Source organism: Blastochloris viridis, from assembly GCF_001402875.1.
Taxonomy (GTDB): Bacteria; Pseudomonadota; Alphaproteobacteria; order Rhizobiales; family Xanthobacteraceae; genus Blastochloris; species Blastochloris viridis.
Genome location: NZ_CP012946.1, coordinates 249,471 through 264,255, shown reverse-complemented (window position 1 = coordinate 264,255; position 14,785 = coordinate 249,471). Strand labels below are relative to the sequence as shown.

Annotated in this window: 15 protein-coding genes and 1 other RNA gene; 3 read left to right on the top strand and 13 right to left on the bottom strand. The window is 66.6% G+C overall.

The annotated features are described in order from the left end of the window. Positions 1–91 precede the first annotated feature (91 nt). The 7 genes from BVIR_RS01235 to BVIR_RS01205 all read right to left on the bottom strand — a co-directional run bounded on the left by BVIR_RS01235 (position 92) and on the right by BVIR_RS01205 (position 7,687). Positions 92–634, bottom strand: a complete 543-nt coding sequence (locus BVIR_RS01235) for a CAP domain-containing protein (protein WP_055036092.1) — start codon at positions 632–634, stop codon at positions 92–94. Then, a complete protein-coding gene (locus BVIR_RS01230; protein ID WP_055036091.1) occupies positions 631–3,039 on the bottom strand; it encodes a DUF3772 domain-containing protein in 2,409 nt (802 codons plus the stop codon). The genes BVIR_RS01235 and BVIR_RS01230 overlap by 4 nt, the downstream gene beginning before the upstream one ends. A 265-nt stretch (positions 3,040–3,304) precedes the next feature. Next, positions 3,305–4,033, bottom strand: coding sequence for an amino acid ABC transporter ATP-binding protein (locus BVIR_RS01225; RefSeq protein ID WP_055038589.1), 729 nt, complete (start codon positions 4,031–4,033; stop codon positions 3,305–3,307). Positions 4,034–4,053: 20 nt separating this feature from the next. Then, complete coding sequence (locus BVIR_RS01220; protein WP_055036090.1) at positions 4,054–4,746, bottom strand: amino acid ABC transporter permease; 693 nt, start codon at positions 4,744–4,746, stop codon at positions 4,054–4,056. 7 nt (positions 4,747–4,753) lie between these two features. After that, positions 4,754–5,491, bottom strand: a complete 738-nt coding sequence (locus BVIR_RS01215; protein WP_055036089.1) for an amino acid ABC transporter permease — start codon at positions 5,489–5,491, stop codon at positions 4,754–4,756. A 58-nt stretch (positions 5,492–5,549) separates the two neighbouring features. Then, on the bottom strand, positions 5,550–6,455 hold the full coding sequence (locus tag BVIR_RS01210) for an amino acid ABC transporter substrate-binding protein (protein ID WP_055036088.1): 906 nt from the start codon (positions 6,453–6,455) through the stop codon (positions 5,550–5,552). Between the two features lie 485 nt (positions 6,456–6,940). Then, the gene (locus BVIR_RS01205) at positions 6,941–7,687 is read right to left on the bottom strand and encodes a YebC/PmpR family DNA-binding transcriptional regulator (RefSeq protein WP_055036087.1); all 747 of its coding nucleotides are present in this window, start codon (positions 7,685–7,687) and stop codon (positions 6,941–6,943) included. A gap of 268 nt (positions 7,688–7,955) precedes the next feature. Between BVIR_RS01205 and BVIR_RS01200 the strand changes: the two genes are divergently transcribed. Then, positions 7,956–8,450 (top strand): hypothetical protein, encoded by a 495-nt coding sequence (locus tag BVIR_RS01200; protein ID WP_055036086.1) that lies wholly within the window; start codon positions 7,956–7,958, stop codon positions 8,448–8,450. Between the two features lie 224 nt (positions 8,451–8,674). Here the strand turns inward: BVIR_RS01200 and BVIR_RS01195 are convergent, their stop codons facing one another. The 6 genes from BVIR_RS01195 to BVIR_RS01175 form a co-directional block, all read right to left on the bottom strand. Beyond that, entirely contained in the window at positions 8,675–9,307 is a 633-nt protein-coding gene (locus BVIR_RS01195) for an exopolysaccharide biosynthesis protein (RefSeq protein WP_169788564.1), read from the bottom strand. A 35-nt stretch (positions 9,308–9,342) separates the two neighbouring features. Then, on the bottom strand, positions 9,343–10,206 hold the full coding sequence (locus tag BVIR_RS01190) for a TIGR00282 family metallophosphoesterase (RefSeq protein WP_055038588.1): 864 nt from the start codon (positions 10,204–10,206) through the stop codon (positions 9,343–9,345). After that, positions 10,206–10,814, bottom strand: a complete 609-nt coding sequence (locus BVIR_RS01185; protein WP_055036084.1) for a 5-formyltetrahydrofolate cyclo-ligase — start codon at positions 10,812–10,814, stop codon at positions 10,206–10,208. The genes BVIR_RS01190 and BVIR_RS01185 overlap by 1 nt, the downstream gene beginning before the upstream one ends. Before the next feature lie 10 nt (positions 10,815–10,824). Then, positions 10,825–10,983: non-coding RNA, 6S RNA (gene ssrS / locus BVIR_RS16210), on the bottom strand. A 102-nt stretch (positions 10,984–11,085) separates the two neighbouring features. After that, a complete protein-coding gene (locus BVIR_RS01180) occupies positions 11,086–11,469 on the bottom strand; it encodes a cell division protein ZapA (protein ID WP_055036083.1) in 384 nt (127 codons plus the stop codon). A 58-nt stretch (positions 11,470–11,527) separates the two neighbouring features. Continuing rightward, entirely contained in the window at positions 11,528–11,809 is a 282-nt protein-coding gene (locus tag BVIR_RS01175) for a DUF4164 domain-containing protein (RefSeq protein ID WP_055036082.1), read from the bottom strand. 632 nt (positions 11,810–12,441) lie between these two features. On the opposite strand from BVIR_RS01175, the gene gap reads away from it, so the two are divergent. Continuing rightward, positions 12,442–13,449 (top strand): type I glyceraldehyde-3-phosphate dehydrogenase, encoded by a 1,008-nt coding sequence (gap, locus tag BVIR_RS01170; protein WP_055036081.1) that lies wholly within the window; start codon positions 12,442–12,444, stop codon positions 13,447–13,449. Positions 13,450–13,465: 16 nt separating this feature from the next. Further along, on the top strand, positions 13,466–14,659 hold the full coding sequence (locus BVIR_RS01165; protein ID WP_055036080.1) for a phosphoglycerate kinase: 1,194 nt from the start codon (positions 13,466–13,468) through the stop codon (positions 14,657–14,659). Positions 14,660–14,785: the final 126 nt, after the last annotated feature.

Below are 14,785 nucleotides of genomic sequence, written 5' to 3'. Positions count from 1 at the left end.
CTCCTCGAGGCGGTCACGCTAGCGCATGTCGGAAACGACCGGAAATTGGTTTTATATCGAACTATTGGCCCGAATGCGGAACCGCACCCGCTCAGCCAGCCGGCGTCGCGACGATCATCGCCCAGAAGATCTTGTAAGCGGAGTTCGGCGCCTGCACCGCGGCGATGCCGATGCGGGTGACATCGCGCGTGAGCATCACCGAGCGATGTCCGGGCGACGCCCGCCAACCGCCGAACACGTCGAGCAGGGTGTCCTGGCCGGCGGCGATATTCTCCCCGGCCGAGGTGAACCGATAGCCGCCACGGCGCAGCCGGGTCGTCAGCGCGCCGCCGATCTCGTGCGACAGCTTGCCGGCCGCAACCATGGCGCGGGCCTGCTCCTCGGCCAGCGCGTTGAGCTGCGGATCGGGCGCCAGCCCGCCGAGCCCGTTGCTGGCGCGGAACGAGTTGACGAGTTCGACCGCAAGCTGGCGGTCGAGCTTGGCGCCCGGCTTGGTGAGCGAGGCGTTGTAGCCGGGCGCGTCCGGCAGTTCGACATCGGTGGTCCCGCACGCCGCGACCAGGGCACCGAGCCCGGCAGCAACCAGTCCACGCCGGGTCAGACTCACGGCCGGCGCATTCTTCAGCAACGTCATGACGTTAAAGTCTCCGGTGACGCCTCCGCCGGTCGCCGCACCAGTTCGGGCAGCGGTGGCACCACCGGCTGAACGATGCCGGCTTTGCGCAGGCGATACAGAATCGCGAAGTGAAGATCGCTGCGGACGGTTAGCGAATAATCAACGTTGCTGACGATGCAGCGCAATTCGAACTGCAGCGCGGTGTCGCCGAACTTCAGGAGGAACACCCGCGGCGGCGGGCTCTTCAGCACCTGCGGGTGCTCGCACGCCGCGGCGATCAGGATGTCGCGCACCTCGTCGGGGTCGGTGTCGTAGGGAATGTTGACGGCGATGATGATGCGCCCGGTCGGGCTGCCGTGCGTCCAGTTCTTGACGACGCCGGTGATCAGGTCGGTGTTGGGGATGATCACGCTCGAACGCTCGAACGTTTCGATCTCGGTGGCCCGGACGCTGATGCGGCGGACATAGCCCTCCTCGCCCTTCACCGCGATGGTGTCGCCAACGCGGATCGGCCGTTCCGTGAGCAGAATCAGGCCCGAGACGAAGTTCGAGACAATCGACTGTAGGCCGAAGCCGATGCCGACCGACAGCGCGCCGGCAACCAGCGCGATGTTCTGCAGGTCGATGCCGATCTGGCCGAGCGCCAGGATCACCGCGACGATGATGCCGATGTAGCCGATGATCTGCTTCACCGAGTGCTGAAGCGACGGCTCGATGCGGGTGCGCGGCAGAAGGTTGCGCTCCAGCCAGCCCTGGGTGAGGCGGGTTGCGACCAGTACGCCGAACAGAAGCGCGATGGCGCCGGCCACCGCGGTGACTGGAACGACGATGGTGTTGAGCTCAACGCCAAAGAACACTTCCGAGAAGGTCGAGGTGATGTCGACGACGTGCACGCCCCACGGCCCGACCGCCACCACCGCGGCAAAGGTGAACAGCACCACCTTGACGAGGCCGGACACGATGGTGGCGATGACTTCGAGCGTCGCCGGCGACACCCCGACCATGCCCGCCGCCCGCCGCCCGCGCACCGTGGTCGCCATCATGCCTTCCGACACCGTGGCGTCGATCATGGCAAACGCAAGGTAGACGATGCCGATCAACACGGTGGCGATCACCAGCCGACCGATGAAGAAGGCGGCAAAGCCGACATAGCCGGCCGCCAGCGCGACGACGCAAACCAGCACGACGATCCAGCCGAACAGCCGCAGCAGGCGCTGGGCGCGCGAATTGACGTCCTCGTCCGCCTCGCCGTCGGGGGCGGCATCCTCCTCGTCCGACGGCTCCTCCGGCTTGGTCGCCCACAGCGTCCAAGCGGTGAACGCGGTGATCGCCAGCGTCATCACCGCACTGGTGGCAAGCGTCAGCGACAGCGGTGCCACCACCGCCTTGTGCAGCGCGTTGACCACGATAGCCGCGGCGAACACGCGCGATGACCACACCACCAATTGATGAAGCTGCACAGCGCGGTCGGCGTCGAAGTCGAGCAGCCGCCGCGCCTTGCGGCCCGGCGCCAGCACCGCATCGCTGACGCCGTGAGCGAGCGCGGCGAGGCCGACGGCAAGAACGATGCTATGGCCGAGGTCGAGCATGCGCGGCGACAACAGCTCGCTGACCCGGAACACCGTCAGCACCACCGCGGCGACCGCGGTGGCCGGGATCGCCCCGGCCAAGAAGACGTGCCAGGCGGCGCGGGCATGCGCAATCCGCGGCGCGTCGAACGACACGTCGCTCGGGCGCCGCCGTCGCCACCACCGGGCGATCAACAGGCACACGACGCCGAACATGCCGAGCGCGATCGCCGGCGGCACCAGCGCGCTCTCGCCACCCTTGGCCTCCACCCACGCCCACCAGTCGCTGAACAGATACGCCACCCCGCGCGCCTCAAGCGCCAGCGCGGCGATCGTTCGCGTCCAGAACTGCGGGTTGAGGATGCCGGAGGTCTGCGAGAACACCTCGGCGGCAAACAGCGCGCGGCGGCGTTCGGTGACGCGGTCGGCAAGCTGCTCGGAGCGCAGCAGCAGCAGCTTGGCCTGCTTCAGCTCGCCGTCGAGCGTGCTGACACGTTTCTCCAGCTCCTCACGTTCCGCGGTGAGCTTGGCATCCTCCGGCGGCGCTTCGGCGTCCGGCTTCTTGCCGAGTTCCTTGAGGCGGACACCGACCTCCCGGACCCGCGGCTCGAGTTCGTTGACGCGCGCCTGCAGCACATCGCGCAGCGGATCGAGCTGCAGCTTGATCTCTTCGAGGTCGCGATCGCGCAAATTCTCGCGCGTCAGGTTCTCCTCCGCCTTCTCGACCTGGGTGCGGGCGTCGTCGAGCGAACCCTGGGCGAACGCCGCGGGCACCGACAGCGGCAACAGGCACAGCGCGAACACTGCGAACAGCCGGCGGACGGCCGGAACAAGGCGGATCGAGGGTTTCGGCATGGAATGGACCAAGCTGGCAACTGCCCCAAGGGGAACGGCGTCCGGTGGCCGCGCATGGCCCGAACGAGCTCTATCAAAGGTGGCCGCTGGCTTGCCGGCTCAGTCGGGCCGAAATGCGGCGCTACGGCTCCCGTCACCGCAAGTTGGCCCGGCGGCAGGCGCTTTCGGCATTCCGATGCGGAATGCCGAGGCCGCACCACCGCCGGCTTTCCTTCGAACCTATGCCCCACGCCGACCTGCCGCAGGGTGCGACAGGGGCGCTTGGTCAGTGCGACAAGATCTTGGACAAGAACGCCTGCGCCCGTTCGCTGCGCGGCCGGCCGAAGAACTCCTCCTTGTGGGCGTCCTCGACGATCTCGCCGGCGTCCATGAACACCACGCGGTTGGCGACCTTGCGGGCGAAGCCCATCTCGTGGGTCACCACCATCATGGTCATGCCCTCCTTGGCCAGGGCCACCATGACGTCGAGCACCTCGTTGATCATCTCGGGGTCGAGCGCGGAGGTCGGCTCGTCGAACAGCATGGCGATCGGATCCATCGCCAACGCTCTGGCGATCGCCACGCGCTGCTGCTGACCGCCGGAGAGCTGGCCGGGATACTTGTCGGCGTGCATCTTGATGCCGACCCGATCGAGCAGCGCCATACCCTTGGCGTTGGCCTCCTCGACCGAGCGCCCCAGCACCTTGACCTGGGCGAGGCGCAGGTTCTCGATGATCTTAAGGTGCGGAAACAGCTCGAAATGCTGGAACACCATGCCGACCCGCGCCCGGAGCTTGGGCAGATTGGTGGTCTTGGCGGACAGGTCGATTCCGTCGACGCTGATCCGCCCCTGCTGGAACGGCTCAAGCCCGTTGACGGTCTTGATTAGCGTCGACTTGCCCGAACCGGACGGGCCGCACACCACCACCACCTCGCCCTTTTCGACGCGGGTCGAACAGTCCTTGAGCACCTGGATCGGGCCGTACCATTTGCTGACGCCGGAAATCTCGATCATGGCGGACATCACAGAACTCCTCAGCGCACAACCGCGATCCGCATTTGCAGACGGCGAGCATAGGTCGATGCAGCGAACGAAATGATGAAGTAGACTACGGCCGCGAACGTGTACATCTCGACAAGACGACCGTCCCTCTGAGCGACCTTGCTGGCGGCGCCGAGAAAATCCGGGATCGACAACACGTAAACCAGCGAGGTGTCCTGAAACAGAATGATGGTTTGGGTCAGGATGAGCGGGATCATGTTGCGGAACGCCTGCGGCAGCACGACGTCGACCATGGTCTGCCAATAGGTCATGCCGAGCGCCTGGCTGGCGGCGATCTGGCCCTTGGGGATCGACTGGATGCCGGCGCGCATGATCTCGGCGAAATAGGCCGCCTCGAACGCGATGAAGGTGACCAGCGCCGAGGTGAAGGCGCCGACCTGGATCGGCCGCGACGCCCCGGTCACCCACTGCCCGATCCATGGCAACAGGAAGTAGAACCAGAAGATGATCAGAACCAGCGGTAGCGCGCGCATCAGGTTGACGTAGCCCACCGCCAGCAGCGACAGCGCCCTGTAGCTGGAGAGCTGCATCAGCGCGATCAGCGTGCCGATGAACAGGCTGCCCACCAGCGACAGCCCCGTCAGCATCAGCGTGAAGGTCATGCCGTCGAGGAACAGGTAGGGCAGCGAGCGGACGATGACATCGAAGTCGAAATTGGCAAACATCACTGCCTCACGCCCGGCTCGAACCGATATAGCCCGGCACTGCCACCGACTTCTCCAGCCAGCGCATGCCGAACGTCACGACGAGGTTGAGAACGACATAGAGCAGTGTCGCCGCGGTGAAGGCCTCGAACACCTGGAATGAGAACTCCTGCATCGAGCGCGCCCGCGCCGTCAGCTCCATCAGGCCGATGGTCAGCGCCACCGACGAGTTCTTGATGCAGTTGAGGAATTCAGACGTCAGCGGCGGCAGGATGATGCGGAACACCATCGGCAACAGGACGTAGCCGTAGACCTGCGCCAACGTCAGGCCGAGCGCCGTGCCGGCCATCCGCTGGCCGCGCGGCAGCGCCTCGACGCCGGCGCGCACCTGCTCGGCGACACGCGCCGAGGTGAAAAAGCCGAGGCTGAGCGCGGCGTTGAAGAACGGCGCGTTGGGCATCTGCTTGAGCCAGCGGCCAAGCTCGGCCGGCACCAGCTCCGGCATCACGAAGAACCACAGGAACATCTGCACCAGGAGCGGAATGTTCCTGAACAGCTCGACATAGACGTAACCGATCGCGGCGGGGATGCGGTAGGGCATCGTGCGCATCACGCCGACGACGACGCCCAGCACCAGCGCCATGATCCAGGCGACGAGCGAGGTGGCGAGGGTCCAGAACAGCCCCGACAGCAGCATGTCGGCGTAGGTGCCCCAGCCCTCCGGCGACGGCTCCCAGAAGATGGCCCAGTTCCAATGATAATTCACGCGTCACCTCGCCAGGCAGGAAAAGGAAGGCGCCAGGGCGAGCCCCGGCGCCTCGAACTCACTTGTAGTCGGCGGGATTGCCGGAATCGGTCGGGTTGGCGATCACCTTGGCGAACACCTCGCCCAGCGGCACGTCGAGGGTGACCCCGCGCGGCGGAATCGCGGTTTCGAACCACTTCTTGTAGATCGGCTCGATCGCGCCGGACTTGTAGGTTTCGACCATCGCCTTATCGACCACGGCCTTGAACTCCGGATCGTCGCGGCGGAGCATGATGCCGTAGGGCTCGACCGACAGCGCCTCGGCGGAGATGACGTAGTCCTTCGGCGCCTTGGAGCTGGCGGCGAGGCTGTAGAGCAGGATGTCGTCCATCACGAAGGCGACGGCACGGTCGGTCTCCACCATCAGGAAGGCCTCGGCGTGGTCCTTGGCCGCCAGGATCGTCATGCCGAGGTTCTGCTCGGCATTGATCTGGTTGATCTGCTTGATGTTGGCGGTGCCGGAGGTCGAGACGATGGTCTTGCCCTTGAGGTCGGCCAGCGTCTTCAGGTTGTTCGCCTTCTTCGAGACGAAGCGGTTCGCGGTCACGAAGTGGGTGATGGTGAAGCCGACCTGCTTCTGGCGTTCCAGATTGTTGGTGGTCGAGCCGCACTCAAGGTCGATGGTGCCGTTGGCCATCAAGGGAATGCGGGTTGCCGAGGTCACCGGGTTGAGCACCACCTTGAGGTCGGGCAGCTTCAGCTCCGCCTTCACCGCGTCGACGATGCGGTAGCACAGATCCATGGCGTAGCCGACCACCTGCTGCTTGTCGTCGTAATAGGAAAACGGGATCGACGAATCGCGGTGGCCGATGGTGATGGTGCCGGTTTCCTTGATCTTCTTCAGGGTTCCGGTGAGTTCCTGCGCGGTGGCCGGAGCGGCCGCAACGGCAAGGCCGAGGACGGCGGCAATGAGGCTTCTTTTCATCACGATGATCCTGTCTCGTTGACGTCGGCAGGCCGCCGTTCCTCGGCGGCTCGGTTATGTCCTTGGCACGCATGGCGCTGTCGCCACGCACGCAAAACGGTCCGCCCGCCTGGCGACGGCGATCGGACCAGCGGGAGCACCCCGGGCCAAAGCAGCGCCGGCAGCGACGCGCGGCCCCGGCTCAGTCTCCGCTGCCATCGGCGTCGCCGCAAGATCGTTACATCCGGCCCCACCGACGGTGTTGCCATCGCGCCGAACGCTGCGGCCGGGTCCAGCCGCTGCCGCAAGCAGCGGCGAACCGAACGCCCCGGTAATTGCGCGAATTTTAGGCAAATGCACCCAGACCTCGCCATGTCCTGACGAGCTTGCAAGCCATGCGCCAGCCCCGGCCGCCGCAGTGGGGCGCGCCGCCTGACCAGGCGGCGCCGGAAACCCCGACCCGAGGCGGGATGTCCGGCAACGCGCGTGGACGCGACCGGCCTCGCTCACGAGCCCATCTTGGCCATCAGCGCGTCGGAGATTTCGAAGTTGGAATAGACATGCTGGACGTCGTCGTTGTCTTCCAGCGTCTCGATGAGGCGAATGAGCTTCTCGCCGGCCTCATCGTCCACCGCGACCTGGTTCTGCGGCTTCCAGATCAGCGCCGTCTTGCGCGGCTCGCCGAAGTGCGCCTCCAGCGCTTTCGACACCGTCGCCAGCGAGTCGGCGCCGCAATAGACCTCGTGGCCGTGATCCGACGACACCACATCATCGGCGCCGGCGTCGATCGCCGCCTCCAGCATGGCCTCGGCACCGGCCTTGGCGGCGTCGAACTCAACCACGCCGACACGGTCGAACATGAACGACACCGCGCCGGTCTCGGCGAGATTGCCGCCGTGCTTGGTGAAGTAGGACCGGACCTCGGAGGCGGTGCGGTTGCGGTTGTCGGTCAGCGCCTCGACGATAACGGCAACGCCGCCGGGGCCGTAACCCTCGTAACGGATCTCGTCGAAGTGTTCGGTATCGGCGCCCTGAGCCTTCTTGATGGCGCGCTCGATATTGTCCTTGGGCATGTTCTCGGCGCGCGCGGCCAAGATCGCCGCCCGCAGCCGGGCGTTCATGCTGGGGTCGGGCAGGCCGAACTTGGCCGAGACCGTGATCTCGCGCGCCAGCTTGCTGAACAACTTGGAGCGCACCGCATCCTGGCGCCCCTTGCGGTGCATGATATTCTTAAATTGCGAATGTCCGGCCATGGGCTACTCGAAACCTAGGAGGAACGCGCCGTTCGAACGCGCTAATCCGTTGCCTCAGAAGGAGCCCGCTATAGCCGCTGGAAAGCCGGAAGAAAAGAAACCTGCGATTCGACTTGCCAGAATCAGCCCAAGGGGCCATTCCGGACGTCATTCTCTGATGAGAAAACAACGAGATACCGGAGTGGCTTCCACGGGCCGATATTTCAAGGCACTATCGGGAGGCGGAAGCGACTGACATCGCAACACGCAGCAAACGGGGGACGCTGCCATGACTGCATTGCCGAGCAATTTCGAAAACATCGTCTCGAACCTGCTATTTCGCGGGTTCCAGGGCTATTTTCGCGGATTCGTGACCGCGATCAGCCAAGTTGCGCCCAATCTGAGCCTGTTCAAGGACGACCAGACTTTCACCAACGAGAGCCTGCAGGGCCGCCTCGACGCCATCGCCAAGGCGCGGACCAATGTCGAGGCGACGCTGGAGCAGTTGGCCGAGCTGCGTCGCCAGACCGAGCAGAACCAGACCGAGCTGGCGCTCGCCCTTGAGCAGATCAAGGCCATCCAGAAGGCGAAGCCGGAATCCGCTCAGGAAACGGAAGCGCTGGAGCAGATCGCCACCATCGACACCAACAGTTTCCGCCAGACCGTGGGCGCCCCGTCCGTGCTCGACGTCTGGCGCGAGCGCGCCTATGGCTTCGGCAGCGGCTTCGTCGGCTGCATCCTTGTCTACATTATTCTCAAGATTCTCGGCGCTATCCTGTTCTGATCTGCTCAGAACCACGAAAGGCGGTGCAGCGTTCCATTCGCTGCGCCGCCTTTTGTTTTGGTGGCGCGTCCAATCCCCACCGATTGCCGCCCAAGCCGCCCCGTCGCCATGACCGGGACAGAACGCATGCCGGTGATTACCGTCCAGACCTCGGCGTTCGGCGCGAAGCATCTGCGGCGCCTGCAAATAGCGCCGGATTTCCTTATAACCTATTGGAAACTGGATCAAAATCCCATGAAGGCCCGGGCGGCGGCCACCGCGCCCCAGATCACCGCGCCGCCGACCAGCGTGGTGTAGGCCAGTCCGATCACACCGATGACGACGCCGATCGAAAACACCACGCCATCCTCCTCGACGATCGCCAGCGACATCAGCACCGCGGCCACCGCCGGCGGAAAATTCGAGCCCGGCAGCGGCAGAATGACCGATACCGCGCACAGCACGAAGAAAGCGCCGGTAAAGCGGTCAGCCAGGTCCGAGAACAGAAAGGTGTAACGCGGCTTGAGGTAGGCTTCGACCCGCTTCAACCGCGGCTCGGCCACGTCCATCAGCCGGGCATAGTCTTTCGCCTTGAGCCGGCGGTTCAGCAGCACTCCCGGCAGCCACGGCAGATGTCGCCCGAGCACCATCTGCAGCGCGACCAGGATCATCGGGAAGCCGAACACCAGCCCGACGCCGGGCGGCACCGGCACGCAGTTGGGCAGGCTGAACAGGATCATCAAGATCGCCATCGCCCGGTCGCCGAGCGCGCTGACGATGTCGCCGATGGTCAGCGTCTCGCCCTCCACATGGTCGAGCACGCCGCGCAGAATCTGACTGATCGGCGCCGACTGGGTCCGCGGCGCTTCGGTCGTCAATGGCGCATCCATTCGGTTGGCACTTTCCGGTGTTATCAACTGGCCCGGCCGGCCGGCCCGGCCTCGCGCCGCGGCGCGGGCATCCAGTCCGCCGGAACGGCGATGTTGAGCTGCCCGCCCAGCCGCACCGGCGCCACCATCTGCGCCAGCCCGGTCTTGTCGTCGAGCTCGACGGCGAGGCCGCTCAAGGTGGCCGGCCCGGCCGCCGCCTCGAAGCGCGACGACGGAATCTTGCGCAGGAACCGCTGCAGCGGCTCAGTCTTTTCCATTCCGATGACGGAATCATAATCGCCGGTCATGCCGACATCGGTCATGAACGCCGTACCGCCCGAAAGGATGCGGTAATCGGCGGTCGGTACGTGGGTATGGGTGCCGGCGACCAGGCTGACGCGGCCATCGAGCAGGTAGGCGAACGCCTGCTTTTCGCTGGTGGCCTCGGCGTGGAAGTCGACCACGATGGCGTCGCAGGCCTGGCCGAGCGGACAGGCGGCGACCTCGCGGTCGACCGCCATGAACGGATCGTCGAGCGGGTCCATGAACACCCGGCCCATCGCATTGATGACCAGCACCTGCATCCCGTTCTTGGCGGTGATGAGGTTGGCGCCGCGGCCGGGCGTGCCCGGCGGGTAGTTGATCGGCCGGATCAGCCGGGGCGCCCGCTCGATGAAGACCAGCATTTCCTTCTGGTCCCAGGCGTGGTTGCCGAGGGTGACAGCGTCGGCGCCGGCTTCGATCAGGTCATTGTAGATGGCGGCGGTGATGCCAAAACCGCCGGCGGCGTTCTCGCCATTGACGATCACCATGTCGAGCTTCCAGTCCGCCACCAGCCGCGGCAGCCTCTGAAGCACCGCCTGACGTCCGACCCGGCCCACCACGTCCCCGATGAACAACAACCGCATCAGGCCGAACTCCGGCAAGAAATCGTTTCACGCTCGGTGAGAATGTCGCCGAGCCGGACGTCATGAGGCAAGTCCGGGACCCGGAACACCTCCTGCGCCGCGAACGCCAGCCCCACCGCCGCCGGTCGCACCCCTCCCGGCCACGCCTCGCCCGAACCGGCGCCGAGGGTACGGTCGTAATACCCGCCGCCATAGCCGATGCGAAACCCCCGCCGGTCGAATGCCGTCATCGGCACGAACACCAGCGTCGGCGCCACCCTGCCGGCGTCGGCCGGTGGCTCCAGCACGCCCTTGGCGCCACATATCAGATCCTCGCCCGGCGACCAGCGTCGGAATACCAACGGCGCTGCCGGCTCGACGATCGCCGGCAGCGCCAGTTCATAGCCGGCCGCGGTCAACGCCGCGGCGAGCGGACCGGTGTCGATCTCGCCGTTCATGCTGGCGAACAGGGCGACCGCGCCACCGCCGCCGTAGCGCGCGGCCAAGGCAAGCCCGCCGAACACCACCGCCTCTGCCGCCCGTGCCCGCTCAGCCGGGTCGAGCGCCGCGCGCCGCGCCAGCGCGGCGCGGCGCAAGCTCTGCTTTTCAATGGCGTGGAACAACGACATGGAGGAACTGTGCGGAGCCACGATGGCCGTCGGAGTATCGATCCCGGGATACCTACAGAGTAGGTGGGCGCCGTTTGCCCGGACCCACGGGTCCGGACAGGGACAGCTCCCATTCGGATCGATAAGGCCCCGGGGATACGTGTCTCCTGAACGCACCTCGCAGCCCCGCTTCACTCAATCTAGGGAGCCTGCCGCCAGACAGGAAGGCCCCTTTGTCGTTTTTCCCGCCTCATCGTCACCCAGGCCACGCTTTTCCGGCCGGGTGGCGACCTCACCCCAGCCCCGGCCCGTCCTGCGGCGCGGTGGCGATGCTCCGCGCCAGCCGCTCGATCCGCTGCGCGGCGCCATGCAGCGCCGCCGCCGCCGCCCGCTCCTGGGCCTCGGCCTCGGCCGCCGCCGCCACCCGCGCCTCACGCAGCGCGGCAAGGTCAGCCTTGAGGGCTCCGACGGTGCGGTTGGCCTCGTGCAGCTCGTCGGCGACCATGATCGCCGCCATCATGGTCAGGCGCTGATCGCCGATCTCGCCGAACGCCTTGCGGAGCTGGGTCAGCCGGGCGTCGATGTCCTGCGCCAGGCCGCGCAGGTGCTCCTCCTGGCCGTCCTCGCACGCCATGCGGTACTGGCGGCCGCTGATGGTGACGTTGACCTGTCCCATGACCCTCTCGACAATTCCCGAACGCGACGTCGATTGCGCCGTCAGCGGCCGGCGCGGCTCACCGCTCGGCGTCCTCGAGCACCACACGGATAGTCTCCATCGCCGCGGTCAGGCGCTGGGAGACGTCGCGATTGGCAAGTTCGAGCCCTTCGGCGCGATGCTGCATCTGATCGAGTTCGGAGGCGAGCCGAGCCCGGTCGACGCCGAGCGCCTGCACCTGGGCCTCCAGGCCGGCGTGCCGGCGTTCCTCGCCCAGCCGGCGCTCCACCGCCGCCTCCAGTTGGTCGAGCGCGGCCGACACCCGACGAACGGCCGCTTCGAGCGGCGGGCTGTCCAGCATTCCGCAGGGCCTCCCTTTTCGCAGCCGGCCGCAGGCCCGGCGCTGGTGGAAGATTAGGGGGGGGCGCGACGGAGGGCAACCGCACGGCTCCGTTTCAGCGTGCCTTGATGCGACCGCATCTTCGCCGTTGGCGGTTTTTTACCTTTGCCGGGCCTCTTTCGCGGCCTACGCTTTTCTGCACGGGTCGGCGCCGCCGGCGCGTCGCGGCAGCCGGAAAGTACCGCACGGCACAATAACCTGACGCAATTGACTCGGGCCGCTGGCTTGATATGCCATCGGCCTGGCAAAGTACGTGACCATTTCTACGATGGGGTGAGGTCCGTGCCGGCCTGCGCTGGCGAAGTGGCCGGCGATCGCCGGCCCGCGGGGGCGACGCCGGGGGTCTTGATGCCTATTCGCCAAGGACGCCGGAGCGGCATGGGCCGCCCCGGACGCGTTGGCCGTCGTTTCGCCGCCGGCCGTGGCAGCGGGACGACGGCGAAGACGCGACCTGCGAGATCACGGTATCGCAACGGAGCGAATGCTCCTGAGAGGATGAAAACCGCGCATCGGCCGCCGCCGTTATCAAACGGCGTTTTTCCGCGGTGCAGACGTTCGGTTCGAGGATTCGGTTCCACAGAGGAGAGACCAGGATGACCCTTCGCGTTGCCATCAACGGATTCGGCCGTATCGGCCGCAATGTACTGCGCGCCCTTATCGAGTCCGACCGTCGAGACATCGAGGTGGTCGCCATCAACGATCTCGGCTCGGTGGAGACCAATGCCCACCTGTTCCGCTTCGATTCCGTCCACGGCCGCTTCGCGGGCGAGGTGAAGGTCGACGGCGACACCCTCGACGTCGGCCGCGGCCCGATCAAGGTCACCGCGATCAAGGACCCGACTCAGCTGCCCTACAAGGAGCTCGGCATCGACATCGCCATGGAGTGCACCGGCATCTTCACCGCCCGCGACAAGGCGGCGATGCTGCTCACCGCCGGCGCCAAGCGCGTGCTGGTGTCGGCGCCGTCGGACGGTGCCGACTATACCGTGGTCTACAAGGTCAATGATGCCGGCCTGACCAAGGACCACCTCGTGGTCTCCAACGGCTCCTGCACCACCAACTGCCTCGCCCCGGTCGCCAAGGTGCTGCACGATTTGGTCGGTATCGAGCGCGGCTACATGACCACGGTGCATTCCTACACCGGCGACCAGCCGACCCTCGACACCCTGCACAAGGATCTCTATCGCGGCAGAGCCGCCGCGCTCTCGGCGATCCCGACCTCGACCGGCGCTGCCAAGGCGATCGGCCTGGTGCTGCCGGCACTGAAGGGCAAGCTCGACGGCTCGGCCATCCGCATCCCGACCCCGAACGTGTCGCTGATCGACCTCAAGATCGTCGCCTCGCGCGCCACCACCAAGGACGAGATCGTGGCGGCGATGAAGGCGGCGTCGGAAGGCCCGCTCAAGGGCGTGCTCGGCTTCACCGACCGCCCCAATGTCGGCATCGACTTCAACCACGACCCGCACTCCTCGACCTTCCACGCCGACCAGACCAAGGTGATCGACGGCACCTTCGTGCGCGTGCTGGCCTGGTACGACAACGAGTGGGGCTTCTCGAACCGCATGGCCGACGTCGCCGCGGCGATGGGCAAGCTGATCTGACCGGGCGAGGATCCACATGACCGCCTTTCGAACGCTCGACGACGCCGACGTCGCCGGCAAGCGCGTGCTGGTGCGCGTCGACCTCAACGTGCCGATGGAAAACGGCGCGGTGGCCGACGCCACCCGCATCGAACGGGTGATCCCGACCATCAAGGAGATTTCCGAAAAGGGCGGCAAGGTGATCCTCCTCGCCCATTTCGGCCGTCCCAAGGGCATCGACCCCACCCAGTCGCTGAAGGTGATCGTGCCGGCGCTGGCCGACCGGCTCGGCAAGCCGGTGGCGTTCGCCGACGACTGCATCGGCGAGCCGGCAGCCACCGCCATCGCCGCCATGCAACCCGGCGACATCCTTCTTCTGGAGAACACCCGCTTCCACAAAGAGGAGGAGAAGAACGACCCCGACTTCACCAAGGCGCTGGCCGCCAACGGCGACATCTGGGTGAACGAGGCGTTCTCGGCCGCCCACCGCGCCCACGCCTCGACCGAGGGCCTCGGCCACATCCTGCCGGCTTACGCCGGCCGTACCATGCAGGCCGAACTCGACGCGCTGTCCAAGGCGCTGGAGGCGCCGACCCGGCCGGTGGCGGCCATCGTCGGCGGCGCCAAGGTGTCGACCAAGCTCGATCTGCTCGGCAACCTCACCGCCAAGGTCGATGTCCTCATCATCGGCGGCGCGATGGCCAACACCTTCCTGTTCGCGGAAGGCAAGGCGATCGGCAAGTCGCTGTGCGAACGCGAGATGGCCGACACCGCCCGCGCCATCCTCAAGACCGCCGCGGCGCGCGGCTGCACCGTGGTGCTGCCGGTCGACGTCGTCACCGCCGCCGAGTTCAAGGCCAACGCACCGTCGAAGACGGTGACGGTGGACGCGATCGGGGCGGACGACATGGTGCTCGACATCGGGCCGAAGTCCGTGCTCGACGTCACCTCCCGCCTCGCCAGCGTCAAGACCGCGCTGTGGAACGGGCCGTTCGGCGCGTTCGAGCTGGAGCCGTTCGACCGCGGCACGGTGCAGGTGGCCAAGGCCGTCGCCGAGCTCACCCAGGCCGGCAAGGTGGTGTCGGTGGCAGGCGGCGGCGATACCGTCTCCGCGCTCAACCACGCCGGCGTCGCCAGCCAGTTCTCCTACGTCTCGACCGCCGGCGGCGCCTTCCTCGAGTTCCTTGAGGGCAAGGCGTTGCCCGGCGTCGAGGTGCTGCGCAAGCGCTGACCCGGCGAGAACGCCCGGGCGCGGCATTTGCCCCGCCCGGGCGCAGCGCCGACCGCCCGCCGCGGCACAATTTCGGTCCATCGCGGCAGGTTTGCCGCTTTGGCGCCAAGGCGATGGGGCATGATG

Bases quoted from the DNA above. Each gene is read 5' to 3' on its own strand.
- BVIR_RS01235 (WP_055036092.1), bottom strand. From the start codon at position 634: ATGACGTTGCTGAAGAATGCGCCGGCCGTGAGTCTGACCCGGCGTGGA.
- BVIR_RS01230 (WP_055036091.1), bottom strand. From the start codon at position 3,039: ATGCCGAAACCCTCGATCCGCCTTGTTCCGGCCGTCCGCCGGCTGTTC.
- BVIR_RS01225 (WP_055038589.1), bottom strand. From the start codon at position 4,033: ATGATCGAGATTTCCGGCGTCAGCAAATGGTACGGCCCGATCCAGGTG.
- BVIR_RS01220 (WP_055036090.1), bottom strand. From the start codon at position 4,746: ATGTTTGCCAATTTCGACTTCGATGTCATCGTCCGCTCGCTGCCCTAC.
- BVIR_RS01210 (WP_055036088.1), bottom strand. From the start codon at position 6,455: ATGAAAAGAAGCCTCATTGCCGCCGTCCTCGGCCTTGCCGTTGCGGCC.
- BVIR_RS01205 (WP_055036087.1), bottom strand. From the start codon at position 7,687: ATGGCCGGACATTCGCAATTTAAGAATATCATGCACCGCAAGGGGCGC.
- BVIR_RS01200 (WP_055036086.1), top strand. From the start codon at position 7,956: ATGACTGCATTGCCGAGCAATTTCGAAAACATCGTCTCGAACCTGCTA.
- BVIR_RS01190 (WP_055038588.1), bottom strand. From the start codon at position 10,206: ATGCGGTTGTTGTTCATCGGGGACGTGGTGGGCCGGGTCGGACGTCAG.
- BVIR_RS01185 (WP_055036084.1), bottom strand. From the start codon at position 10,814: ATGTCGTTGTTCCACGCCATTGAAAAGCAGAGCTTGCGCCGCGCCGCG.
- BVIR_RS01180 (WP_055036083.1), bottom strand. From the start codon at position 11,469: ATGGGACAGGTCAACGTCACCATCAGCGGCCGCCAGTACCGCATGGCG.
- BVIR_RS01175 (WP_055036082.1), bottom strand. From the start codon at position 11,809: ATGCTGGACAGCCCGCCGCTCGAAGCGGCCGTTCGTCGGGTGTCGGCC.
- gap (WP_055036081.1), top strand. From the start codon at position 12,442: ATGACCCTTCGCGTTGCCATCAACGGATTCGGCCGTATCGGCCGCAAT.
- BVIR_RS01165 (WP_055036080.1), top strand. From the start codon at position 13,466: ATGACCGCCTTTCGAACGCTCGACGACGCCGACGTCGCCGGCAAGCGC.